The organism is Streptomyces sp. Y1 (assembly GCF_041053115.1).
Classification (GTDB): Bacteria; Actinomycetota; Actinomycetes; order Streptomycetales; family Streptomycetaceae; genus Kitasatospora; species Kitasatospora rubellomurina.
Window position 1 is genome coordinate 4,893,714 of record NZ_CP163445.1, and the last position, 20,731, is coordinate 4,914,444.

22 protein-coding genes are annotated in these 20,731 nt (G+C 73.2%); 12 read left to right on the forward strand and 10 right to left on the reverse strand.

The genetic code is table 11. The features are described 5' to 3' along the window. Window positions 1-19 precede the first annotated feature (19 nt). The 7 genes from AB2U05_RS21175 to AB2U05_RS21205 all read left to right on the forward strand — a co-directional run bounded on the left by AB2U05_RS21175 (window position 20) and on the right by AB2U05_RS21205 (window position 7,522). On the forward strand, window positions 20-1,315 hold the full coding sequence (locus AB2U05_RS21175; protein ID WP_369185976.1) for a nucleotide sugar dehydrogenase: 1,296 nt from the start codon (window positions 20-22) through the stop codon (window positions 1,313-1,315). Between the two features lie 325 nt (window positions 1,316-1,640). Further along, on the forward strand, window positions 1,641-2,936 hold the full coding sequence (locus AB2U05_RS21180) for a DUF445 domain-containing protein (RefSeq protein ID WP_045698765.1): 1,296 nt from the start codon (window positions 1,641-1,643) through the stop codon (window positions 2,934-2,936). Window positions 2,937-3,088: 152 nt separating this feature from the next. Then, window positions 3,089-4,105 (forward strand): adenosine deaminase, encoded by a 1,017-nt coding sequence (locus tag AB2U05_RS21185; protein ID WP_279616838.1) that lies wholly within the window; start codon window positions 3,089-3,091, stop codon window positions 4,103-4,105. 161 nt (window positions 4,106-4,266) lie between these two features. Continuing rightward, window positions 4,267-4,848 carry a toxin-antitoxin system HicB family antitoxin gene (locus tag AB2U05_RS21190; RefSeq protein WP_369183952.1) on the forward strand — a complete coding sequence of 194 codons (582 nt, stop codon included), beginning with the start codon at window positions 4,267-4,269 and terminating at the stop codon, window positions 4,846-4,848. Window positions 4,849-4,950: 102 nt separating this feature from the next. Continuing rightward, window positions 4,951-5,790 (forward strand): DUF4097 family beta strand repeat-containing protein, encoded by an 840-nt coding sequence (locus AB2U05_RS21195; RefSeq protein WP_045709835.1) that lies wholly within the window; start codon window positions 4,951-4,953, stop codon window positions 5,788-5,790. Continuing rightward, window positions 5,790-6,752 (forward strand): ATP-binding cassette domain-containing protein, encoded by a 963-nt coding sequence (locus tag AB2U05_RS21200; protein ID WP_369183953.1) that lies wholly within the window; start codon window positions 5,790-5,792, stop codon window positions 6,750-6,752. The genes AB2U05_RS21195 and AB2U05_RS21200 overlap by 1 nt, the downstream gene beginning before the upstream one ends. Beyond that, window positions 6,749-7,522 carry an ABC transporter permease gene (locus tag AB2U05_RS21205; protein ID WP_045709836.1) on the forward strand — a complete coding sequence of 258 codons (774 nt, stop codon included), beginning with the start codon at window positions 6,749-6,751 and terminating at the stop codon, window positions 7,520-7,522. The genes AB2U05_RS21200 and AB2U05_RS21205 overlap by 4 nt, the downstream gene beginning before the upstream one ends. A 65-nt stretch (window positions 7,523-7,587) precedes the next feature. Here the strand turns inward: AB2U05_RS21205 and AB2U05_RS21210 are convergent, their stop codons facing one another. Continuing rightward, window positions 7,588-8,517 carry a LysR family transcriptional regulator gene (locus AB2U05_RS21210; RefSeq protein WP_369183954.1) on the reverse strand — a complete coding sequence of 310 codons (930 nt, stop codon included), beginning with the start codon at window positions 8,515-8,517 and terminating at the stop codon, window positions 7,588-7,590. 141 nt (window positions 8,518-8,658) lie between these two features. On the opposite strand from AB2U05_RS21210, the gene AB2U05_RS21215 reads away from it, so the two are divergent. Then, entirely contained in the window at window positions 8,659-9,663 is a 1,005-nt protein-coding gene (locus AB2U05_RS21215; protein ID WP_045698776.1) for an NADP-dependent oxidoreductase, read from the forward strand. A 66-nt stretch (window positions 9,664-9,729) separates the two neighbouring features. Here the strand turns inward: AB2U05_RS21215 and AB2U05_RS21220 are convergent, their stop codons facing one another. The 4 genes from AB2U05_RS21220 to AB2U05_RS21235 all read right to left on the reverse strand — a co-directional run bounded on the left by AB2U05_RS21220 (window position 9,730) and on the right by AB2U05_RS21235 (window position 12,635). Beyond that, window positions 9,730-10,494 carry a trans-aconitate 2-methyltransferase gene (locus AB2U05_RS21220; protein ID WP_369183955.1) on the reverse strand — a complete coding sequence of 255 codons (765 nt, stop codon included), beginning with the start codon at window positions 10,492-10,494 and terminating at the stop codon, window positions 9,730-9,732. Continuing rightward, complete coding sequence (locus tag AB2U05_RS21225; protein ID WP_369183956.1) at window positions 10,487-11,347, reverse strand: NmrA family NAD(P)-binding protein; 861 nt, start codon at window positions 11,345-11,347, stop codon at window positions 10,487-10,489. Before AB2U05_RS21225 ends, AB2U05_RS21220 begins: the two co-directional genes overlap by 8 nt. A gap of 234 nt (window positions 11,348-11,581) precedes the next feature. Next, window positions 11,582-11,839 carry a DUF397 domain-containing protein gene (locus AB2U05_RS21230; RefSeq protein WP_369183957.1) on the reverse strand — a complete coding sequence of 86 codons (258 nt, stop codon included), beginning with the start codon at window positions 11,837-11,839 and terminating at the stop codon, window positions 11,582-11,584. Continuing rightward, window positions 11,775-12,635, reverse strand: a complete 861-nt coding sequence (locus AB2U05_RS21235) for a helix-turn-helix domain-containing protein (RefSeq protein WP_369183958.1) — start codon at window positions 12,633-12,635, stop codon at window positions 11,775-11,777. Before AB2U05_RS21235 ends, AB2U05_RS21230 begins: the two co-directional genes overlap by 65 nt. Before the next feature lie 155 nt (window positions 12,636-12,790). Between AB2U05_RS21235 and AB2U05_RS21240 the strand changes: the two genes are divergently transcribed. The 3 genes from AB2U05_RS21240 (at window position 12,791) to fabV (ending at window position 14,741) form a co-directional block, all read left to right on the forward strand. Further along, a complete protein-coding gene (locus tag AB2U05_RS21240) occupies window positions 12,791-13,159 on the forward strand; it encodes an ATP-binding protein (protein ID WP_052706505.1) in 369 nt (122 codons plus the stop codon). After that, the gene (locus AB2U05_RS21245) at window positions 13,156-13,413 is read left to right on the forward strand and encodes a hypothetical protein (RefSeq protein ID WP_369183959.1); all 258 of its coding nucleotides are present in this window, start codon (window positions 13,156-13,158) and stop codon (window positions 13,411-13,413) included. The genes AB2U05_RS21240 and AB2U05_RS21245 overlap by 4 nt, the downstream gene beginning before the upstream one ends. A gap of 113 nt (window positions 13,414-13,526) precedes the next feature. Further along, entirely contained in the window at window positions 13,527-14,741 is a 1,215-nt protein-coding gene (fabV, locus tag AB2U05_RS21250) for an enoyl-[acyl-carrier-protein] reductase FabV (protein ID WP_369183960.1), read from the forward strand. Window positions 14,742-14,809: 68 nt separating this feature from the next. On the opposite strand, the gene AB2U05_RS21255 is transcribed toward fabV, so the two are convergent. The 5 genes from AB2U05_RS21255 to AB2U05_RS21275 all read right to left on the reverse strand — a co-directional run bounded on the left by AB2U05_RS21255 (window position 14,810) and on the right by AB2U05_RS21275 (window position 19,915). Continuing rightward, window positions 14,810-15,985: a PQQ-binding-like beta-propeller repeat protein gene (locus AB2U05_RS21255; RefSeq protein ID WP_369183961.1), complete on the reverse strand. Its 1,176-nt coding sequence runs from the start codon at window positions 15,983-15,985 to the stop codon at window positions 14,810-14,812. A gap of 145 nt (window positions 15,986-16,130) precedes the next feature. Next, window positions 16,131-16,997 (reverse strand): alpha/beta fold hydrolase, encoded by an 867-nt coding sequence (locus AB2U05_RS21260; protein WP_369183962.1) that lies wholly within the window; start codon window positions 16,995-16,997, stop codon window positions 16,131-16,133. A gap of 154 nt (window positions 16,998-17,151) precedes the next feature. Then, on the reverse strand, window positions 17,152-17,862 hold the full coding sequence (locus AB2U05_RS21265; protein ID WP_369183963.1) for a helix-turn-helix transcriptional regulator: 711 nt from the start codon (window positions 17,860-17,862) through the stop codon (window positions 17,152-17,154). 32 nt (window positions 17,863-17,894) lie between these two features. Then, window positions 17,895-18,827, reverse strand: a complete 933-nt coding sequence (locus tag AB2U05_RS21270) for an alpha/beta hydrolase (RefSeq protein ID WP_369183964.1) — start codon at window positions 18,825-18,827, stop codon at window positions 17,895-17,897. A 101-nt stretch (window positions 18,828-18,928) separates the two neighbouring features. Beyond that, complete coding sequence (locus tag AB2U05_RS21275; RefSeq protein WP_045709845.1) at window positions 18,929-19,915, reverse strand: zinc-binding dehydrogenase; 987 nt, start codon at window positions 19,913-19,915, stop codon at window positions 18,929-18,931. Window positions 19,916-20,026: 111 nt separating this feature from the next. On the opposite strand from AB2U05_RS21275, the gene AB2U05_RS21280 reads away from it, so the two are divergent. Continuing rightward, the gene (locus AB2U05_RS21280) at window positions 20,027-20,404 is read left to right on the forward strand and encodes an ArsR/SmtB family transcription factor (RefSeq protein ID WP_369183965.1); all 378 of its coding nucleotides are present in this window, start codon (window positions 20,027-20,029) and stop codon (window positions 20,402-20,404) included. Window positions 20,405-20,731: the final 327 nt, after the last annotated feature.

Genomic DNA, 20,731 nt, shown 5'->3' on the forward strand with positions numbered 1-20,731 from the left:
CGCGGGCACGGACGTGGGCCTGGACGTCTGCGTGGTGGGCCTCGGCAAGCTGGGCCTGCCGCTGGCGGTGCAGTTCGCGCTCAAGGGCCACCGGGTGACGGGGGTGGACATCGCGCCCGAGGTCGTCCGCAGCGTCAACCTGGGCGTGCCGCCGTTCCCCCGGGAGGAGGGCCTGGACGAGGCGCTGAAGCGGGTGGTCGCCGAGGGGCGGCTGCGCGCCACCGCCGACACCGCCGCCGCGGTGGCCGCCTCGGAGGCCGTCGTGCTGGTCGTCCCGCTGGTCACCGGCGCGGACGGCACCCCGGACTTCGCCCTGCTCGACGCGGCCACCGACGCGGTCGCGGCCGGGCTGCGCCGGGGCACCCTGGTCAGCTACGAGACCACCCTGCCGGTCGGCACCACCCGGGAGCGCTGGGCGCCCCGGCTGTCGGCCGGCTCCGGGCTGGCCGCCGGGCGGGACTTCGCGCTGGTGTTCAGCCCGGAGCGGGTCCGCACCGGCCGGGTCTTCGCCGACCTGCGCCGCTACCCCAAGCTGGTCGGCGGCCTCGACGAGCGCTCCACCCGGCGCGGCGCCGCGTTCTACCGGGCGGTGCTGGACTTCGACCCGCGCCACGACCTGGCCCGGCCCAACGGGGTGTGGGAGCTGGCCTCGGCCGAGGCCGCCGAGTTCAGCAAACTCGCCGAGACCACCTACCGGGACGTCAACATCGCGCTGGCCAACCAGTTCGCCCGGTACGCGGACCGGATCGGGGTGGACTTCGCCGAGATCGCCGACGCCTGCAACTCGCAGCCGTACAGCCACCTGCACCGGCCCGGCATCGCGGTCGGCGGGCACTGCATCCCGGTGTACCCGCGGCTGTACCTGTGGAACGACCCGGCGGCGACGGTGGTCCGCGCCGCCCGCGAGGCCAACCTGGAGATGCCCGGGTACGCGGCCGGGGTGCTGGCCGGGGCGGTGCCCGGCGGCCTGGCCGGGCAGGGGGTGCTGGTGCTCGGCGCCGCCTACCGGGGCGGGGTGAAGGAGACCGCGTACTCGGGGGTGTTCCCGCTGGTCGCGGCGCTGCGGGCGGCGGGCGCGCGGCCGTACGTCGCCGATCCGCTGTACCGGGCGGAGGAGTTGGCGGCGCTCGGGCTGCCCCCGTACGGCGGGGAGCCGGTGGTGGCGGCGGTGCTGCAGGCGGACCACCCGGAGTACCGGGAGCTGGCGCCGGCCGACCTGCCGGGGGTGCGGGTGCTGCTGGACGGGCGGCGCTGCACCGACCCGGCGCGCTGGGCGGGGCCGGGGGTGCGGCGGATCGTGCTCGGCGGGGCGTGAGGAGAGGGCTGCTGCTCGCCCGCTCGCCTCCGGGCGCTCTGACCCGGCGCCGACACTCGTCGCTCCGGCACTCCCTCCTTCGTCGGTCGCTTGTCGCTCCTCGCTTTCGGCACCGGCGTGCCCTTCGGCTCGGGGCTGCTGCTCGCCCGCTCGCCTCCGGGCGCTCTGACCCGGCGCCGACACTCGTCGCTCCGGCACTCCCTCCTTCGTCGGTCGCTTGTCGCTCCTCGCTTTCGGCACCGGCGCGCCCTTCGGCTCGGGGCGGGGCGGCGCGTGATCGCCGTCCGCGCCTCCGTTCGCGCCGGGCAGCGGGCAGACTGGCGGAGTGACTGACGAAGCCTTCAGCAGAACCGGCCCCGGGGTCCGGTTCACCGCCGCCGACGAGCTGAAGCGGCGCGGTGTCCGCCGGATGAAGACCATCGCGACCGGCCTGCTGGCCTTCGCCACCCTGGTCTTCGCCCTCTCCACCTGGGCCAAGGCGGCCGGCGCCGGCTCCTGGGCCGGGTACGTGGCCGCCGCCGCCGAGGCCGGCATGGTCGGCGCGCTGGCCGACTGGTTCGCCGTGACGGCCCTGTTCCGCCGCCCGTTCGGCCTGCCGATCCCGCACACCGCGATCATCCCGACCAAGAAGGACGCCTTCGGGCGCTCGCTCGGCGACTTCGTCGGCGAGAACTTCCTGGCCGGCCACGTGGTGCGCACCCGCCTCGCCTCGCTCGGCATCGCCCGCCGGCTGGGCGACTGGCTGGCCGCGCCGGGCAGCGCCGAGCGCGTCACCAAGGAGGCCTCCGCCGCGCTGCGCGGCGTGCTCGCGGTGCTGCGCGACGACGACGTGCGGGCGGTCGTCGCCGAGGCCGTCACCCGGCGGGCGGCCGCCACCTCGGTGGCCGAGCCGATGGGCCGGATGCTGGGCAAGGTGGTCGCGGACGGCGGGCACCACGGCGTGGTCGACCTGGTCGCCGTGCGGGCGCACGACTGGCTGACCGCCAACCACGAGGACGTGGTCCGCAAGGTCACCCAGAAGACCCCCGGCTGGACGCCGAAGTTCCTCGACCACCAGGTCGGCGAGCGGGTCTACAAGGAACTGCTGCGCTTCGTCACCGACATCCGGGACGACCCGGACCACCCGGCCCGCGGCGCGGTCGACAACTTCCTCGCCGACTTCGCCACCGAGCTGCAGACCGACCCGGAGACCATCGCCCGGGTCGAGCGGGCCAAGGGCGACCTGCTGGCCCGCCCCGAGGTGCAGGACCTGATCAACTCCACCTGGGCGGCCGTGCGGACCCTGGTGATGGGCGCCGCCGAGGACGAGGACAGCGAACTGCGCCGGCGCATCCGCGAGGGCGTGCGCCGCTTCGGCGAGCGCCTGGCCACCGACGCCAAGCTGCAGGCCAAGGCGGACGGCTGGCTGCAGGACGCCGCCCAGTACCTGGTCGACACCTACCGCGCCGAGATCACCTCGCTGATCTCCGAGACGGTCGCGAGCTGGGACGCCGACGACGCCTCCCGCAAGATCGAGGCCAACGTGGGGCGCGACCTGCAGTTCATCCGGATCAACGGCACCGTGGTCGGCGCGCTGGCCGGGCTGCTGATCCACACCGTCGCGGTGGCGCTCGGCGGCTGAGCGTACGCTGGCGGCGCGCGGGCACGCGCGGAGACGACGAAGAAGGAAGAAGGGAACCCACCGTGGTCCAGCCGGACGGAAGTCGGATCGGAAACCCCACCGGGAACGCAGGGAACGCCGGGAGCGCCGGGAACGCCGGGAGCGACCGGGGCATCGAGGCGTTCATCGCCGGGATGCCGAAGGCGGAACTGCACGTCCACCACGTCGGCTCGGCCTCGCCGCGCGTCGTCGCCGAACTCGCCGCCCGCCACGCCGGGCGCTCCAAGGTGCCGACCGACCCGGCGGCGCTCGCCGAGTACTTCACCTTCACCGACTTCGCCCACTTCATCGAGGTCTACCTGAGCGTCGTGGACCTGGTCCGCGACGCCGAGGACGTCCGCGCGCTCACCTACGGCGTGGCCGAGGACATGGCCCGCCAGAACATCCGGTACGCGGAGCTGACCATCACCCCGTACTCCTCGGTCAGGCGCGGCATCCCGGAGGTCGCCTTCATGGAGGCGATCGAGGACGCCCGGCTGCGCGCCGAGAAGGACCTCGGCGTGGTGCTGCGCTGGTGCTTCGACATCCCGGGCGAGGCCGGTCTGGAGTCGGCCGAGGTGACCGCCCGCCTGGCCACCGAGCTGGGCCCCGAGGGCCTGGTCAGCTTCGGCCTCGGCGGCCCGGAGATCGGCGTGCCGCGGCCGCAGTTCAAGCCCTACTTCGACCGGGCCCGGGCGATCGGCCTGCACTCCGTCCCGCACGCCGGCGAGGCCACCGGGCCGCAGACGGTCTGGGACGCGATCCGCGAGCTGGGCGCCGAGCGGATCGGGCACGGCACCCAGTCCGTCAAGGACCCGGCGCTGGTCGACTACCTCGGTGAGCACCGGATCCCGTTGGAGGTCTGCCCGACCTCCAACATCGCCACCCGGGTCGTCGAGCGGATCGAGGACCACCCGATCAAGCAGATGGTCGACGCCGGGCTGCTCGTCACCGTCAACAGCGACGACCCGCCGATGTTCGGCACCGACCTCAACACCGAGTACGCGGTGGCGGCCCGGCTGCTGGCGCTGGACGAGGCCGGGGTGGCGGCGCTGGCCCGCAACGCCGTCGAGGCCTCCTTCCTGGACGAGGCCGGGAAGAAGCGGCTGGTCGGCGAGATCGACACCTACCTGGCGGGCTGGCAGCGCTGACGCCCTTCCCGCGTTCCTCCTGCGTTTTCGCTGGTGAGCCGCCCCGTCGACCTCGGTCGGCGGGGCGGCTCCGTCGTTGGTGCCGCACTCTTTCGAGTGATGGTGCCACTGTGGTGCCAAATGGGCTGGACGTGGTGCCATCGCCGTGCCATGCTTGAGCCATGGACCTCACGCCGTACGTCGAAAACCTCCGGAACGAGCTCGCGGTGGCCGCCGCCGCCGGTGGGGACGAAGCCCGCGCGCTGGCCGAGCGGCTGACCCTTCCGCTGGAGTCGGCCACGCGGCTCACCCTGCTCAACGCGCTCTCGGCCGCCATGGGCGAAGTCACCCGCGACCTCGCCCCGGGCTCGGTGGACGTGCGCCTGCGCGGACTCGACCCCGAGTTCGTGGTGACGGTGCCGCCCGGCTCGGACGCCTTCCACGGCGACGTGCCGCCGGTGGCGCCGCAGGCGGGCCCCGTGGTGCCGTCCGCGACGCAGGTGGCACCGCCGGTGGCGCCATCGGCGGTGCCGGAGTCGGACGAGTCGGGCACCGCCCGGATCAACCTGCGCCTGCCGGCCCACCTCAAGGCCAGGGCGGAGGAGGCCGCCGGGCGCGAGGGCCTCTCCCTCAACGCCTGGCTGGTCCGGGCCGTGGCCGGCGCGCTGGACGGCGGCAGGCCGGCCGCGCGCCCGGCCGCCGACCTCGGCGGCCGCTCCCCGCGCGGCATCGGCGGCCAGAGCTTCACCGGCTGGGTCCACTGACACCTCCGTAGCCCCCGCACCTTCCAGACCCCTCGCACCTTCGACGTCACCCCCGCTCCGACCAGCGGGAACACCCACACGAGCCAAGAGGACGGGACAGCCATGCCTTCGTACGAGACCAACGGACCGATCTCCGCCACCTTCGACTTCGAGATCGGCACGGTCCGGATCACCGCCGGCAAGCGCGCCGACGCCGTGGTCGAGGTCCGGCCCACCAGCGACTCCCGGGAGGCGGACGTCAAGGCCGCCCAGCTGACCCAGGTCGACTTCACCGGCGGCCGGCTCGTCGTCAAGGGCCCCAAGCAGCGCACCGTGTTCTCCAGCAAGAAGGGCTCGATCGACCTCCAGGTCGAGCTGCCGGCCGGCTCCGAGGTCGAGCTCGACAGCCCGATGGCGGACGTCGTCACCGAGGGCCCGCTCGGCGACCTCCGGCTGAAGACGTCCATGGGCCGGGTCCAGGTCGACCGGGCCGCCAGCGTGCGGCTCAAGGCCGACATGGGCGACATCCGGCTCGGCACGGTCGCCGGGGACGCCGAGGTGTCCGGCGCCGGCCGGATCGAGATCGGCACCGTCACCGGCACGCTGACGGTCAAGAACAGCAACGGCGACACCGAGGTCGACGAGGTGCACGGCGAGCTGACCGCCAACGCCTCCAACGGCCGGATCCACATCGGCCTCGCCGAGGCGGGCGTGGACGCCAAGACGGCGAACGGCCACATCCGGGTCGGCCAGGTGGTCCGGGGCAAGGTCTTCCTGCAGGCCGGCGTCGGGGACGTGGAGGTCGGCGTCGCCGAGGGCACCGCGGCCTTCCTCGACGTGCACAGCAAGTTCGGCGCCGTCCGCAGCGACCTCGGCACCACCGAGGGCCCCGGCGACGCCCGGGAGACCGTCGAGGTCCACGGCCGCACCCAGGTCGGCAGCATCGTGATCCGGAGGGCCTGATGGCGGCGATCCCGACGACGGTGGCGGTCTCGACCGCCCCCGCGATCTCGGCGGTCGGACTCACCAAGTCCTACGGCGACAAGCAGGTCCTCAGGGGCATCGACCTGGCCATCCCGGCCGGCACGGTCTTCGCCCTGCTCGGGCCGAACGGCGCGGGCAAGACCACCACCGTGCAGATCCTCTCCACCCTGATCCCCGGGGACGGCGGCTCGGCCCAGGTGGCCGGCCACGACCTCGTCCGGGGAGCGGACGGCGTGCGGAAGGCGATCGGGGTGACCGGCCAGTTCTCGGCGGTGGACAACCTCCTCACCGCCGAGGAGAACCTGATGCTGATGGCCGACCTCCACCACCTCCCCCGTCGGGAGGGGCGGAGGCGGGCGGAGGAGCTGCTGCGGCGCTTCGACCTCACCGATGTCGCCGGCACCCCCGCCACCACGTTCTCCGGCGGCATGCGGCGCAAGCTCGACCTGGCGATGACGCTGGTCGGGGAACCGAAGGTGATCTTCCTCGACGAGCCGACCACCGGGCTGGACCCGCGCAGCCGGCGCACCATGTGGGAGATCATCCGGAGCCTGGTCGCCGACCACGGGGTGACGATCTTCCTCACCACCCAGTACCTGGACGAGGCCGACGAACTCGCCGACCGGATCGCCGTCCTGGACGGCGGGCGGATCGTCGCCGAGGGCACGGCCGAGGAGCTGAAGCGGATCGTCCCGGGCGGGCGGATCCGGCTCCAGTTCGCCGACGCCGCCCAACTCGGCGCGGCCGCCGCGCTGTTCGACTACGCCACCGTCGACGCGGAGGCCCTGCGGCTCGACATACCGGGCGACAACTCGGTGCTGACCGTCAAGGCCGTGCTGGACACGCTCGACAACGCCTCGGTACGGGCGGAATCGCTGGTCGTGGAGACGGCCGACCTGGACGACGTGTTCCTGCAACTCACCGGGGAGGGTGGGCAATGAGTTTGACCATCAACTACGCGGCGCGCGACTCGCTGACCCTGCTGCGGCGCAACCTCAGGCGCGCGCAGCGGTATCCGGCGATGACCTTCTCCGTGGTGGTCATGCCGGTGATGATGCTGGCGCTCTTCAACTACGCCTTCGGGGGCGCCCTCGGCGCGGGCATCGGCGGCGGGAGCTACATCGACTACGTGACGCCGGGCATCGTGCTGATGACGGCGACCTCGGGGGCGGTCGCCACCGCGGTGGCCGTCTGCGTCGACATGACGGAGGGCATCGTCAACCGGTTCCGGACGATGTCGATATCCCGGTCGGCGTTCCTGGCCGGGCACGTGATCGGCAGCGTCATCCAGACGGTGATCGCCCTGGTGCTGGTGACCGGCGCGGCCTTCGCGATGGGGTTCCGCTCCAGCGCCGGCCCGGTGGAGTGGCTCGCGGCCGCCGGGCTGCTGCTGTTCGTGACGCTGGCGCTGACCTGGATCTCCGCGGGGATCGGGCTGGTGTCGAAGACGCCGGAGAGCGCGAGCAACACCCCGCTGCCGATGACCTTCCTGCCGTTCCTCGGCAGCGCGATCGTCCCGCCGGACTCGATGCCCACCGTGCTGCGCTGGTTCGCCGAGTACCAGCCCTTCACCCCGATCATCGAGACCCTGCGCGGCCTGCTGATGGGCACCGAGATCGGCGCCGTCAGCGCGTGGAGTTCCCTCGGCTGGTGCACCGCGCTGACGCTGGCCGGCTTCTTCTGGTCGCGGAGCGTCTTCTACCGGCGGTGACGGGGGTACGGCCGGTGGATGCCCACGGCCCGGACGGCGGACCCATCCGCCGCCCGGGCCGTGGCCTATCGAGTGGCGCCGGGCCGGGCGGGCTGAGTCCGGGCCGGGGCCAGACCCTCCGGGAGCGGGAGATCGCGCAGCTCGCGGATCAGGGCACGGACGGCCGGGGTGGGGGCCAGCTCGGGAGTGGTGACGTAACCCACCAGGCGGGTGGGCGGGTTGGGGTCGAGGGGCGTGACCGCGAGGCCGGGCGGGGCGCCGAGGAGGGCGGTGGCGGGCATGATGGCCATGCCGAGGCCCTGGGCGACCATCGAGACGGCCACCGCGTCGTCCTCGACGTCGACCGTCGCGGGCGGGATCCAGTCCTGCTCCCGCCACCACCGCCGGGTGTAGGAGCCGCAGTTCTCGTCCCAGTCGACCAGCGGCAGCCGGCGCGGATCCGGGTGGCCCTGCGGGTGCGCCAGCGCGTACGCCTCCTCGTACAGCCGGGCCGTGACCAGGCCGGGCACGGGCGGCGGGCCCTCGGCGGGGAGGGTGGCGAGCCCGAGGTCGGCCCGGCCGTCCGCAACCTCCCCGGCGGTGCCGCGCCCGATCTCCCGGACGATCCGCACCCGCGTGCCGAGGCCCGGGTGGCGCTCGGCGAGCCGGGCGAGGACGGGCGGCAGCAGGTGCGCGGCGACGCTGCGGAAGGCGACGATCCGCAGGGTGCCGGTGAGCGGCCCGTCCGCGCCCGCGCCCCGGACCTCCGCCCCCATCGTGGCCAGCAGCCGCAGGACGCGCCGGGCGTACCCGACCGCCCGCGCGCCCGCCTCGGTGGGTCGCGCGCCGTGGCGTCCGCGCTCGAACAGCACCGCGCCGAGCTTGCGCTCGCAGCCGCGCACGGCGTGCGACACGGCGGACTGGGTGGTGCCCAGGCGGGTCGCGGCGGAGGTGAAGGTGCCCTCTTCCTCGACCGCGACCAGGATGCGCAGCTCGTGCGGGGCGAGGTCGGTCATGCGCCGACCCTATCGGGTTCCATCGATCCCGCTCATGGAAGCGGCTGTTCCATCGACGCGTACCCCTGCCCGAGGGGTGGGCCCGGTTCCTAGCGTGAGCACCGTCAACGACAGAAGCCACCGTCAGTTCGGAGCTACCCGATGTCCCGCCCCACCGCCCGCGCCGTCCACCTCGTCGCCCGTCCCACCGGCGCGGCGACCGCCGAGCAGTTCGCCTTCGTCGAGGAGCGGGTCCCCGCGCTGGAGTCCGGCGAGGCGCTGGTCGAGAACCTGTACCAGTCCGTCGACCCGTACATGCGCGAGGAGATGGACGAGGGCGGCTGGGACCTGCACGCCCCGCTGGAGGGCCGCACCCTCGGGCGGGTGGTCGAGTCCCGCACCGACGCCCTGCCGGTCGGCGCGCTGGTCTTCCACCGGCAGGCCTGGCGCACCCACGCGGTGGTCACCCCCGAGCGCGCCCACCTGCTGCCCGTCTTCGACGGCGTCCCGCTCAGCAACCACCTGTCCGTCCTCGGCGGCACCGGCCTGTCCGCGTGGGTCGGCCTGACCAGGATCGCCCGGTTCCAGCCCGGCGAGTCGATCTTCATCTCGGCGGCCGCCGGCGGCGTCGGCACCGCCGCCGGCCAGCTCGCCCGGCTGCTCGGCGCCGGACGGATCGTCGGCAGCGCGGGCTCGGCCGCCAAGGCCGCCCGGCTCGTCGACCACCTCGGCTTCGACGCCGCCTTCGACTACCACGACGCCCCGCTCGCGGACCGCCTGCGCGAGGCCGCGTCGGACGGCCTGGACGTCTACTTCGACAACGTCGGCGGCGACCACCTGGAAGCCGCGATCGGCGCCCTGCGCGACCACGGCCGCATCGCCTGGTGCGGCGCCGTCGCCCAGTACGACGACCTCCGGAACCCGCCGGCCGCGCCGCGTAACCTGTACGACGTGGTCGGCAAGAGCCTGCGCCTGGAGGGCTTCCTGGTCCGCAACCACCTCGACGCCCGCCCCGAGCTCTACGACTTCCTCGTCCCCCACCTGCGCTCGGGCGCGGTGGTGGCGGAGGAGACGGTCGTGGACGGCTTCGACCGGGTGGTGGACGCGTTCCTCGGCGTGATGCGCGGCGCCAACACCGGGAAGATGATCGTCCACCTGGCCGACTGAACCGCCCGGAACGGGCAGTGGGCCCGTGCGTTCGCCGTCACGGGGGTGCGGCGAACGCACGGGCCGTCAGCCGTCGCGGCGGCGGGCGAGGTGGGCGGTGACGTCGGCGGCCACCTCGACCTGCGGCGGCAGGGCCGCCAGGATCCGCTCGAACACCTGCTGCCGGTCGGCGGGCGGCAGCATCAGGTAGGCGGAGACGGTGGAGAGGTGGCCGACGTAGTCGTGGGCGGGCATCGTCAACCGGCGCTCGATCACGTGCTGCTGGACGTCGGTGAAGTCGTCGGACCGCTGGAGTTCGGTGCCGGGCCACAGCATCGCGGCGTCCCAGGGGGTGCCGTCCGGGGACGGGATCTCGTCGGTGGCCAGGAACGGCGCCCGGGCGGCGTCGACGGCCTCCTGCGCGGCGGGGTCGGCGAGTTGGACGGGCCCGCCGAAGGAGGCGAAGACGCCGCCCGGCTCCAGCAGGGCGGCGGCCCGCTCCCACCGGCCGTCCGGGGACGTCCAGTGCAGGGCGGCGGCCGCGTAGACGAGGTCGTACGGGTGGTCGGGTCGGATCTCTTCGAACGTGGCCTGCTCCGCACGGACGCTCACGGGTGCGTGCCGGCGCAGTTCGGCGAGCATGGCCGGGTCGGGTTCGGTCGCGGTGACGGCGATGCCGTGTTCGGCGAACAGGCGGGTCGCCTTGCCGGTGCCCGCGCCGATTTCCAGCGCGGTCCGGATCGGGCGGCCCGCGTAGGACGCCACCAGGTCGTGGAGCGCGGCGGGGTAGCCGGGGCGGTAGCGCTCGTAGGCGGCCGCGATCGCTCCGAAGCTCAGGGCGCGTTCAGACATGGTGGGCATCCTGGCACTGTGAGCGGAAGGATGCCGCGTTGTCCCGGGCCCAGGTGCGGAAGCTGCGGGCCGGGCGTCCGAGGACGCGGTCGACGGTGTCGGTGACGCGCTCGGGTTCGCGGGTGAAGGACTCCCAGGCGCGGAGGCGGGATTCGACGAAGGCGGCGTTGCCCCAGGCGGCGGTGAGTTGTTCGCGGGCGACCTCGGGAGGCAGGTCCTCCCAGCGGACCTCGATGCCGGCCTCCTCGCCGATGATCCGGGCGAGTTCGGCGTGGGAGAGCGATTCCGGGCCGGTGATCAGGTACTTGGCGCCCGCGTGGCCGTCCTCGGTGAGGGCGCGGACGGCGACGGCGGCGATGTCCCGCTCGTCGATCAGCGAGCGCCGGGCCTGTCCGTAGGGCCAGCGGACGACGCCCTGGCGGATCTGGTCGGCCCAGCCGAGCATGTTGCCCGCGAAGTCGATGGCCCGGACGAAGGTCCAGGAGAGGGAGGAGCGGCGGATCAGGCGCTCGATCTCCTGGTGGAAGATCGAGGGTGACTCGTCGTCGGCGAGGTCGGCGACGTCGGTGGAGAGGTAGACGGCCCGGGTGGCGTGCTCGGCGATCGCTTCGACGATCGGGCGGGGGTCGATGCCGGGAAGGCCGGGCCACATCAGGTAGACGCGGTCGACACCGGGCAGGGCGGCACGGATGGTGGCGGGGTCGGAGAGGTCGCCGGTTATGGATGTGGCGCCCTCGATCGATCGGGCCGGATCGCGGACCAACGCCCTTACGGAGTGGCCCCCTTGGGCGAGCTCGCTGACGACGTGCCGCCCGACACTTCCGTTCGCCCCGATGACAAGAATCTCTCCCATGCCGTGCCGCAACACGGGGGAGCGGCGATCTATGCCCGGGAACGAGGACGGGGCCCGACACCTCGAAGGTGTCGGACCCCGTCCGATGGAGCGCCAGGCCCGGGTTGCACGGACTCTTCCTACTGAAAGTAGGACGTGCTCTGGTAGCACCGCTGACGCCTGGCGAGGGATTGTGTCCCTCGCAACGAGAAGAAGATTAGCAGGTCAGCGGGCGTAGATCGAATCGGAGGGCGGCTAGAGGTCGAACTCCCCGTTGCGGATGGCGGAGACGAGGTCGCGCCACTCGGTGGGAGTGAGTTGGGCGATGGCAGCAGGGTGGAGGGTGCTGCGGACGTACACGCTGTCTGAGGTGATGGCTACCTCTGGGCAGTTATTGCCATCGCCGCATGCGCTGGGCTTCCGCCATGCGATGTCTTCCACAGGGGCCTCACAGGCTGTTCGTGATGCTGGAGATCGCGTCACGAGAGGCGGATGGATCGAGCGCACGATCACGCATCGCCCCGAGAATGCTCCGGTAGTTCTCCAGCTGGTTCATCTCGGTCAGGAACGCTGGCGATCCTACGGAGTCAAGCTGGACTGTATCGAGCCGGGGTACGGGCCCGCTCGCATAAAGCACAGCCTGCCCGGCGCCCTTGAAACCGCCGGCCTTGAACTCCAACACGCGCAGTGTGACGTTGGGGGCCTCGGAGAGTGCGAGCAGCTGCTTCAGTTGCTCCTTGGCGACTGCCGATCCTCCGAACTCCATGCGTAGCGCAGCCTCATGGACAATCGCTTCGTATTCGAGCGGGTCGCTGCGTGTCAGGAGCTCGGCCCGCCGCATTCGGTTCTCAACCCGCGCCTCGATGTTCAGCGGGCGCAGCGGCGGATAGACCTCGCGGAAGATCGCCCGAGCCGTGTCCTCGGTCTGCATGAGCCCTGGCACATGGCAGATCTGATACGTCACCAATGCCCGCGAGTAGTGCTCGACCTCGGAGATCTCAAGAATTCCGGCAGGGACCAGCCCCCTGTGCTCCTCCCACCATCCCTTGGTGCGGTCGGCGGCCATCTCGGCGACCGCGTCGACGTATGCGGCGTCGGCCTCCTCGTACTCGGAGGCGAGCGCGAGGACCCGTTCCCCACTGATCGGGTAGCTGCCCTGTTCGATCAGCGTGATCTTGCTGCGGTCCAGCCCGAGAACAGCGGCAGCGTCTCCAGCCGTGCGCCCGGCGGCTTCTCGCATCTTTCGCAGCTCGATGCCGACGCGCTTCCGGCGTGCGGTTGGAGTAGGTGGCATCTCCCCAGCATCCATCGTCCGGGCGCGACGAGTCCAGCGAACAGATAGGCACACTTTCCGTAGTCAGCTAGCAAATTTGCTATCCGCTGCCCTACAGTCAGTGACGCACCCATCACCGATGCGGCTGCCAGTAGCCGCTCGGCGCATCCCTCCTTCCTCTGGGAGACCCTGTGCGCAACCTCAACTCCCCTTCCCTCACCCTCTCCCGTGACACGCTCCGCTCCGCGATGTCCCGCGAGGGGTGGCCGGCCGCCACCACCTTCGATGCCGAGCTCGCCATGGTCGAACTCATCGTCAACGCCTGGCGCCACGGGGACACGGCCTCGCCCGCCGTCGTCATCCTCCTCCGACCCGACACCCTCCGCGTCACGGTCTCCGACCGCTCCCCGCTCCTCCCCGAGCAGCGTCCGACCTCCCTCCTCTCCGAGACCGGCCGGGGCCTCCAGCTCGTCGCCGGACTCACCCACCGCTGGGGCGTCGACCCCCAGGAACTGGGCAAGTCCGTCTGGTTCGAGCTGCACCAGGGCGGTGCCGCGTGAGCGCCCACCACCCGATCCACCCCGCCGACCCCGCCCTCTTCCACCTCACCGGCCGCGAGATCGCCGAGCTCATCGTCGAACTCCGCACCGAGGGACGCGAGTTCGGCCTCCTCTGGCCGTCCGCCGAGCCCGGCGAGGCCAACCTGCACGGCCGCCGCCTGGTCAACCTCGGCAACATCCCGGCCAGCACCCTCATCAACCTCCTCGCGCTTCTGCGCGAGTACAAGCGCACCCGCGACGGCGTTCGGGAGTAGCCGAAAACTCCAAGATCGACTCGCGATCCTTGTCGCCACCGGTCCAGTGCCCACCCCCGCCCTGTCGCAGACTGTGCAGGACGCAAGGACCAAGAACACCAAGGACGGCCATCGTGAGCGAGCGCGTTCTCACCCCCCGCAACCGGGGTTTCCTCTTCCTCGATTCCCACCCGGCGGGCTGCTCGCAGCTGGTGGCCGACATGTGGCAGGCCTGCCCCGAGCCCGCCACCACCCCCGAGGGCGACGGCCCGGTGGCGCTGATCATCGGCTCCTCGGCCGGGTACGGCCTGGCGGCCACCGTCGCCGGTCTCAAGCGCGCGGGCATCCGTGGCGTCATGGTCTCCTTCGAGAAGGCCCCCACCGCCCGCCGCACCGGTACGGCCGGCTGGTACCGCACCGCCGCCACCGCCGACCTCGCCCGCGCCGCCGGGCGGGACCTGGTCTTCCTCAACGGCGACGCCTTCTCCGACGCCATGAAGGACGAGGTCGCCGACCTCATCGAGCAGCGCTTCGGAGGCCGACTGGACTACCTCATCTACTCGGTGGCCGCACCCCGTCGCACCGACCCGGACACCGGCGTCACCTACTCCTCCGTCCTCAAGCCGATCGGCGCGGCCAACCGCACCCGGACCCTGGTCTTCGACGACGAGGGCGCCCCCGAGGTGCGCGAGGTCGAGACCGCCCCGGCCGAGGGCGACGACATCGAGCAGACCGTGGCCGTGATGGGCGGCGCGGACTGGGAGCGCTGGATCGACCACCTGGCCGGTCGCGGTCTGCTCGGCGAGGGCTTCGCCACCGCCGCGCTCTCCTACATCGGCTCGCCCCTCACCGCCGCCATCTACCGCCAGGGCACCATCGGCGCGGCCAAGGCCCACCTGGAGGCCACCGCCCGTACGCTCGACGACCGCCTCGACAAGACCGTGGGCGGCCGGGCGGTGACCTCCGTCAACGGCGCCGCCGTCACCCAGTCCTCCACCGCCATCCCGGGCATCGCCCTGTACCTCGGCCTGCTGCGCGCCGTCCTCGGCGACCGCCTGGTCCCGCCGGTGCACCAGCTCGCCTCCCTGTGGGACCAGTTGACCGGCGCCACCCCGCTCGCCCTGGACGACGAGGGCCGCGTCCGCCTCGACACCTGGGAGCTCACCGACGACGTCCAGGCGGCCGTGGCCGAACGCTGGGAGGCCGCGACCACCGACTCCATCGCCGGTCTCGCCGACCTCGACTGGTTCCGCGCCGAGGTCCAGCGCCTGTACGGCTTCTCGGTGCCGGGCATCGACTACACCGCCCCGGTGGCCACCGAGATCCCCTGGCCCGACACCACCCGCTGATCACCCTCGCTGACCACCCCCGCTGCGCAGGAAGTCGACCCCGCCGACTTCCTGCGCAGCGCGGCGTCTCAGGACAGCGTGCCGAGGGCGTGCACGCCGGTACGGGTGCTGCGGTAGACAGCCGTACCGGCGGCCGCCAGCGAGACGCGGGTGTACTCGGTGTCGGAGCGCAGGTCGTCCGGCGCGTCCTGCCATTGCTGCTTGCCGGTGTCGAGGTCGAAGGCGAACAGTCGTTCGTCGTTCGTCCCGACGTACGCACTGCCGTCTGCGACGGTCATCGAGCTCTCCCCGCGGCCCAGGCTGAGGGTCGTGGTGGCCGTCCAGCGCGGCTCGCCGGTTTCCGTGTCCATCGCGCTCAGAGTGTCGCCGCTGAGGAAGCAGACCGTTCCGCCCGCGGCCGACACCGCGCAGTTGGTCGCGCCGTGCCGGCGCTGCCAGCGCACCCGGCCGGTGGCCGCGTCCAGGGAGCAGACCCAGGTGCCGGTCCTGTCCTCGGTGGCGTACGTGAGCAGGAGGGCGCCACGGTGGAGGACGGGAGTGTTGTAGGCGCCGAGGACGGAGCCCTGGGCCCAGCGCTGCTCGCCGCTGCGCGCGTCGAAGGCGCGGGCGCCGTACTCCCGGCCGACCGCGTACACGGTGTCGTCGGCCAGGGCCAGGTAGCCTTCGGGGCCCAACGGCCTGCTCCAGCGGCGCTCGCCGGTGGCCGCGTCGTAGGCGTTCAGCGCGCCGTCGTGGGCCGCGAACACGCTGCCGCCCCCGATGACCGGGCCCTGCCCCCAGGTGAGACCGGTCCACCGCGCGACCGGCACCTGCCAGCGCACGTCCCCGGTCGCCGCGTCGAGGGTCTGCAGGCCGGTCGGGGCGGCCACGCTCAGCACACCGTCCCCGACCGCCGACGGGCGGCCGTAGTTCTCGGTCATGGGGTCGGCCGCGCCGACCGCCCGGCTCCAGCGGACGGCGCCGGTGCGCGGGTCGAGAGCGCGCAGGTCGCCGTCGTACCCGGAGACGAAGAGGCCGTCCTGCGGGCCGCCGGACAGGACGACCCGCCCGCTCGCGGCCGTCGTGCTCCACAGCCGGGGGCCACGGGCGGCGTCCCGGCGCGCCCACCACCGGGCCCCGCCCGCGACGGCGAGCGCGGCCGCGCCGCCCGCGGCGCTCAGCAGCAGCCGCCTGCGGTCGATCTGGGGGCGGGCCGGCCGGTCCTGCGCCGCTGCACCGGAGTTCACGTCGGAATCGGAGTTCACGTCTCCTCTGACTTCGTACCCGGACCCGATGGTTGCGTGACGTCTCGAACCTTCTCGGCCGTCCAGCGGGCCGACGAGGCGGTCCGGCCGTGTGCGCCTGCGTAGGTAGTGGCCGGGCCGACTACCTACGCAGGCATTTCCTCGCTTATGCGATGCGCTCCCGAATGAATTCGCCGATCCGCTGCGGAAGGCCGGGCGAGAACAGTGTGTGCCCCATTCCCGGAATCGGCCGGAATCGCGAACCGGGAATCCCCTCGGCCAGGGCCCGGCCGTGCGCGAGCGGGCGCAGCGGGTCCTCCGTGCCGTGCAGGACCAGGGTCGGAGCCTCGATCGTGGACAGCGGGGCCAGGCGGTCCTCGGTCATGGCGCGTCCGGCCAGGTCGTGGTTGAGGGCTGCCGCGTGGTTGCCGGTCAGGTCGAACGAGGTCTCCACGAAGCGGCGGGCGGCGGGCTCGTCGAACGGCAGGGCGTCGCCGTTGAGCACGCGCCACGTCTCGACGTTCGCCGCGACGTACGCGTCCCGCGTGCCCTGGGGGAGGGTGGCGCGGTGGGCGAGGTGGGCCAGGAAGCGGGCGGCGGGCGGCGGCAGGTCGTCGGGGTCGGGTGCCTGGCCGGCCAGGGCGCGGGCCCAGGCCGGGCCCGGGCTGTGGCCCATCGGGCCGGTCATCATCGCGGTCAGGGTCAGCACGCGTTCGGGGCGGTGCACGGCCAGCCACTGGGCGATCGCGCCGCCCAGGGACGCTCCGACGACGTGCGCGGCGGCCGCGCCGTGGCCGTCGAGCACCGCCGTCGCGTCCGCGGCCAGGTCCGCCAGCGCGTAGGGGTGGGTGGCGAAGTCCACGCACGTGGACCGGCCGGTGTCCCGGTGGTCGTAGCGGATGACCTGGCGGCCGCCGGCCACCAGGACGTCCACCAGCTCGTCCGGCCATCCGATGCCGGGCGCGGCCGTGCCCATCACCAGCAGGACGGCCGGGTCGTCCGGGGAGCCGACCCGTTCGGTCCGGAGTCGCAATTCACCGGATTCGACGAATAACTCGGCGCGTGAAGTCATGGCCGCCAATCTAGCGAATGGCCAATCAATTATCCATCGTCGCGGGAATATGACTTTCGATCATTGTCGTGATAAAATAAGGGGCAGTTGCCGGGCTTGCGACGCCCTCGAATTCCTAGCCGAGCGCAGCCAGCGCCGAAGGCCGCACCGCGCCGGAGGCGGCCGAGCCGCGCAGCAGGGCGGCCAGGTCGTGGGGCGGCGCCTGCTCGCTGGTCGGGGTCGCCGCCGCGATCCGGTCCAGCCGGAAGCCCCGGCCCGCCTGCCGGGTGCGGCACCAGGCGATGAGGTACCACTTGCCGTCCGCGGTGAGCAGCCCGGCCGGTTCCACGGCGCGCTCGCTCTCCCGCCCGGCCGCGTCGACGTAGGCCAGCCGCAGCACCGTGCCGCCGGTGAGGGCCTGTTCCACCGCGGTTCGGACGGACTCGGCGGTGCGGGCCGGCAGCGCGACGATCCGTGCGGCGAGCTCCTGGGCGGCGAGCGAGGCGGGGCCGGTCATCGAGGCCGCGATCTTCTGGGAGGCCGTGCGGGCGGCACCGGCGTAGGGGGCGGAGGCGTCGGCCGCGGCGAGGGCGGCGACCAGGGCCGAGGCCTCCTCGGTGGTGAAGCGGATCGGCGGGAGGGTCATCGCCGGGTCGATCGACCAGCCCCCGCCCCGCCCGGAGGTGGCGCGCACCGGTACGCCGGCGTCCATCAGCGCCTGGAGGTCGCGTTGCACCGTGCGCGTGCTGACCTCGAACCGCGTGGCGAGCGCCGCGACCGTCAACGGCCGCGGCGCCGCCGCGCGCAGCTCTTCCACCAGTGCGTAGAGCCGAGGAGTGCGATTCACGGGGCTCGACGTTACCGGCGCGCCGTGGCCCGTCACGCCGTGGCCAGGAAGTCCCGCTCGCGCCGCAGCTCCCGCTCGGTGACGGTCAGCGGGAACAGGGTGAAGCCGTGCATCGCGCCCGCGACGACGCCGAGTTGCACGGGCGCACCGGCCGCCCGCCACCGCTGGGCCAGGAAGAGCGAGTCGTCCAGCAGCGGGTCCTCCGAGCCGACGACGATCCGGGCCGGCGGCAGGCCGGCCAGGTCGGCGAAGAGCGGCGAGACCTCCGGGTCGCGGCGCTCCTCCGGCCCCATCCCCGGTGTGAAGAGTCCGTAACTGCCGCGCAGCGCGTCGGTGTTGCTCAGCAGTCGCCTGGATCCGAACAGCCGTTGGCTCGGTGTCATCGAGAGGTCGTACGGGCCGAAGAGCAGGTGGGCCGCCCGGAAGGCGCCGGTGATGCCGTGCCGGTCGCGAAGGCGCAGCAGGGTCAGCACGCTCAGGTGCGCGCCGGCCGATTCGCCGCCGATCAGCAGCCGCCCGGTGCCGAACTCGGTGGTGGCGTGGTCCACCAGCCATCGGGCGGCCGCCTCGCAGTCGTCCGGCCCGGCGGGGAACGGGTGCTCCGGCGCCAGGCGGTACTCCACGCTCACCACGGCCAGCCGCGCCTGCACGGCGAGCCTCCAGAGCCGTTCGTCCTGCCCGTCCGCGGAGCCGAACGCCCAGCCGCCGCCGTGGATGTGCAGGTACACGCCGTCGACCTGATCCGGGACGAACGTCCGGACCTTCACGCCGTCCGCGACGGTACGGTCCCGGCCCTGCGGCAGTCTCACCGGCGGTGTGTCGCCGGCGAGCCGGTTGCGCCGCAGGAGTGCCAGCAGGGCCGCGTCCGGTGCTCGGCCGCGAACGGGACGGCTCGCGGCGGCCGTCTCGAACTGCTCGTTGAAGGCCAGGGTCTCGGCGAGGCAGTCCTCGTCTGTGATCGTCATGCGTCGAACGTTCGCAGCCGTCCGCGACAACACCCTGTCACCCTTTTCCGGTGACCTGCGTCACGGTGTCGAGTCGTCCGGTGGCGGCATGGCTCCTCGGCTCAACCGGCCACGCGCACCACGTACTTGCCGAGCGCCCGCCGCTCCTGCATGGCGTCGTGCGCGGCCGGGACGGCTTCCAGTCCGGCCAGTTCGGTGACCGGCAGGTCGAGCCCGCCGCCCGCGAGCAGGTCGAGGACCCGGCGGATCGCGCGGCCGAGTCGCGCGGGGTCGCCGGCGGCCATGGCGCGGTGGCTGAAGCCGGTGACGGTGAGGTTGTCGGCCATCAGGCGGCCGAGCGGGGGCAGGGCGTCGAGGGCGCCGCCGCCCGCGTTGCCGAACAGGACGATCCGGCCGCCGTGCGCGGCCAGGTCGAGGTCGAGGTCCAGCGCCTCCGTGCCGAGCGGGTCGAGCACGAGGTCGACGCCCTTTCCGCCGGTCGCCTCCCGGACGGCGTCGAGCAGGTCGGCGTCCCGGGCGAAGGCGTGGTCGTAGCCGGCCTCGACGGCGGCGGCGGCCTTCTCGGGGCGGCCCACCGTGCCGATCAGCCGGCCGCCGCCGAGCAGCGGGACGAGCTGGGCGATCGCGTGTCCGATCCCGCCGCCGGCCGAGTGCACCAGCACGGTGTCCCCGGCGGCGAACCGGCCGGCGTCGCCGAGCAGCAGCATCGCGGTGGCCAGGCCGAGCGGGACGGCGGCGGCCTCGCGCAGCGGCACCCCGTCCGGAACGGGCACGGTGAGCACGGCCGCGGCGATCGCGACCTCGGCCAGCCCGCCGCCGACCGGCGCGGCCACCACCCGGTCGCCGACCGCCAGGCCGGTGACGCCCTCGCCGAGCTCCCGGACGGTGCCGGACACCTCCTTGCCCGGCAGGTGCGGCCACGCGGCGGTGTAGCCGCCGTCGCCCCGGCGGGCCATCACGTCCACGAAGTTGAGCCCGGCGTAGGCGACGTCGATCGTGACCTCGCCGGGGCCGGGGCGCGGCGCGTCGATCTCCTGGACCTGCGAGTTCTCGCTCCCGCCGGCCGCCGTCATCACCAGTGCACGCATGTCGGAACCCCCTCCGTTACGATGTTCTACGAACATCGAATTTGGTGTTGCGACAGTGGTACCACTCCGTTTCGGTGATTGTCGAACATCGCAGCTCAGAGAGGTCGTCACATGCCCCGAAGCACCCGCCGCCGACCGGCGCTCGCGCACCCCGAGCCCGAGCAGATCGATCTCTTCGACGTTCTGCACGCGCTCTCCGACCCCACTCGGATGACCATCGTGAGTGTGCTGCGCGCCGAGCCGGAGCGCGTCTGCGGCACCTTCCCGGTGAACGTCGCGCCCTCCACGCTCAGCCACCACTTCAAGGTGCTGCGCGAGGCCGGCCTGATCCGCCAGCGGGAGGAGGGGAACCGCCGGTTCAGCGCCCTGCGCGCCGTCGACCTGGAGCAGCGCTTCCCCGGCCTGCTCGACAGCGTCCTCGCCGCCCACGGCCGGGCGGCCGAGGAGACGCAGGAGGCGCAGGAGGCCGAGGAGGACGGCGGGGCCTGACGGCTCGGCGCGGCGACCGGAAGGCCGGTGAGCGGAAGGCCGGTGCGCGGAAGGCCGGTGTGCGGAAAGCCGACGACCCCGGCCGCACGGGGGTGGCGGCCGAGGTCATCGGTCGAAGGGAAGCGGGCCGGCGCCTGCTTCCGGTCAGGTGGTCGAGGTGGCCTCGACGGTGACGGCGGCACGCTGGCCCGTCGTCATGCCTCCAGCCTCCCACCGGAACCGGCACCGCCGCCTCCGACCTGCGACGGGCTTCGCGCCGCCGCCTCCCCCCGGTGGGGGAGGGCCGCCTCCACCCGGGAGCCGGGCCGCTCGGCGCCGCCGTGGGGT

Bases quoted from the DNA above. Each gene is read 5' to 3' on its own strand.
- AB2U05_RS21200 (WP_369183953.1), top strand. From the start codon at position 5,790: ATGGCGGCGATCCCGACGACGGTGGCGGTCTCGACCGCCCCCGCGATC.
- AB2U05_RS21205 (WP_045709836.1), top strand. From the start codon at position 6,749: ATGAGTTTGACCATCAACTACGCGGCGCGCGACTCGCTGACCCTGCTG.
- AB2U05_RS21270 (WP_369183964.1), bottom strand. From the start codon at position 18,827: ATGACGATCACAGACGAGGACTGCCTCGCCGAGACCCTGGCCTTCAAC.
- AB2U05_RS21190 (WP_369183952.1), top strand. From the start codon at position 4,267: ATGGACCTCACGCCGTACGTCGAAAACCTCCGGAACGAGCTCGCGGTG.
- AB2U05_RS21235 (WP_369183958.1), bottom strand. From the start codon at position 12,635: ATGGATGCTGGGGAGATGCCACCTACTCCAACCGCACGCCGGAAGCGC.
- AB2U05_RS21210 (WP_369183954.1), bottom strand. From the start codon at position 8,517: ATGACCGACCTCGCCCCGCACGAGCTGCGCATCCTGGTCGCGGTCGAG.
- AB2U05_RS21280 (WP_369183965.1), top strand. From the start codon at position 20,027: ATGCCCCGAAGCACCCGCCGCCGACCGGCGCTCGCGCACCCCGAGCCC.
- AB2U05_RS21195 (WP_045709835.1), top strand. From the start codon at position 4,951: ATGCCTTCGTACGAGACCAACGGACCGATCTCCGCCACCTTCGACTTC.
- AB2U05_RS21220 (WP_369183955.1), bottom strand. From the start codon at position 10,494: ATGTCTGAACGCGCCCTGAGCTTCGGAGCGATCGCGGCCGCCTACGAG.
- AB2U05_RS21275 (WP_045709845.1), bottom strand. From the start codon at position 19,915: ATGCGTGCACTGGTGATGACGGCGGCCGGCGGGAGCGAGAACTCGCAG.
- AB2U05_RS21225 (WP_369183956.1), bottom strand. From the start codon at position 11,347: ATGGGAGAGATTCTTGTCATCGGGGCGAACGGAAGTGTCGGGCGGCAC.
- AB2U05_RS21215 (WP_045698776.1), top strand. From the start codon at position 8,659: ATGTCCCGCCCCACCGCCCGCGCCGTCCACCTCGTCGCCCGTCCCACC.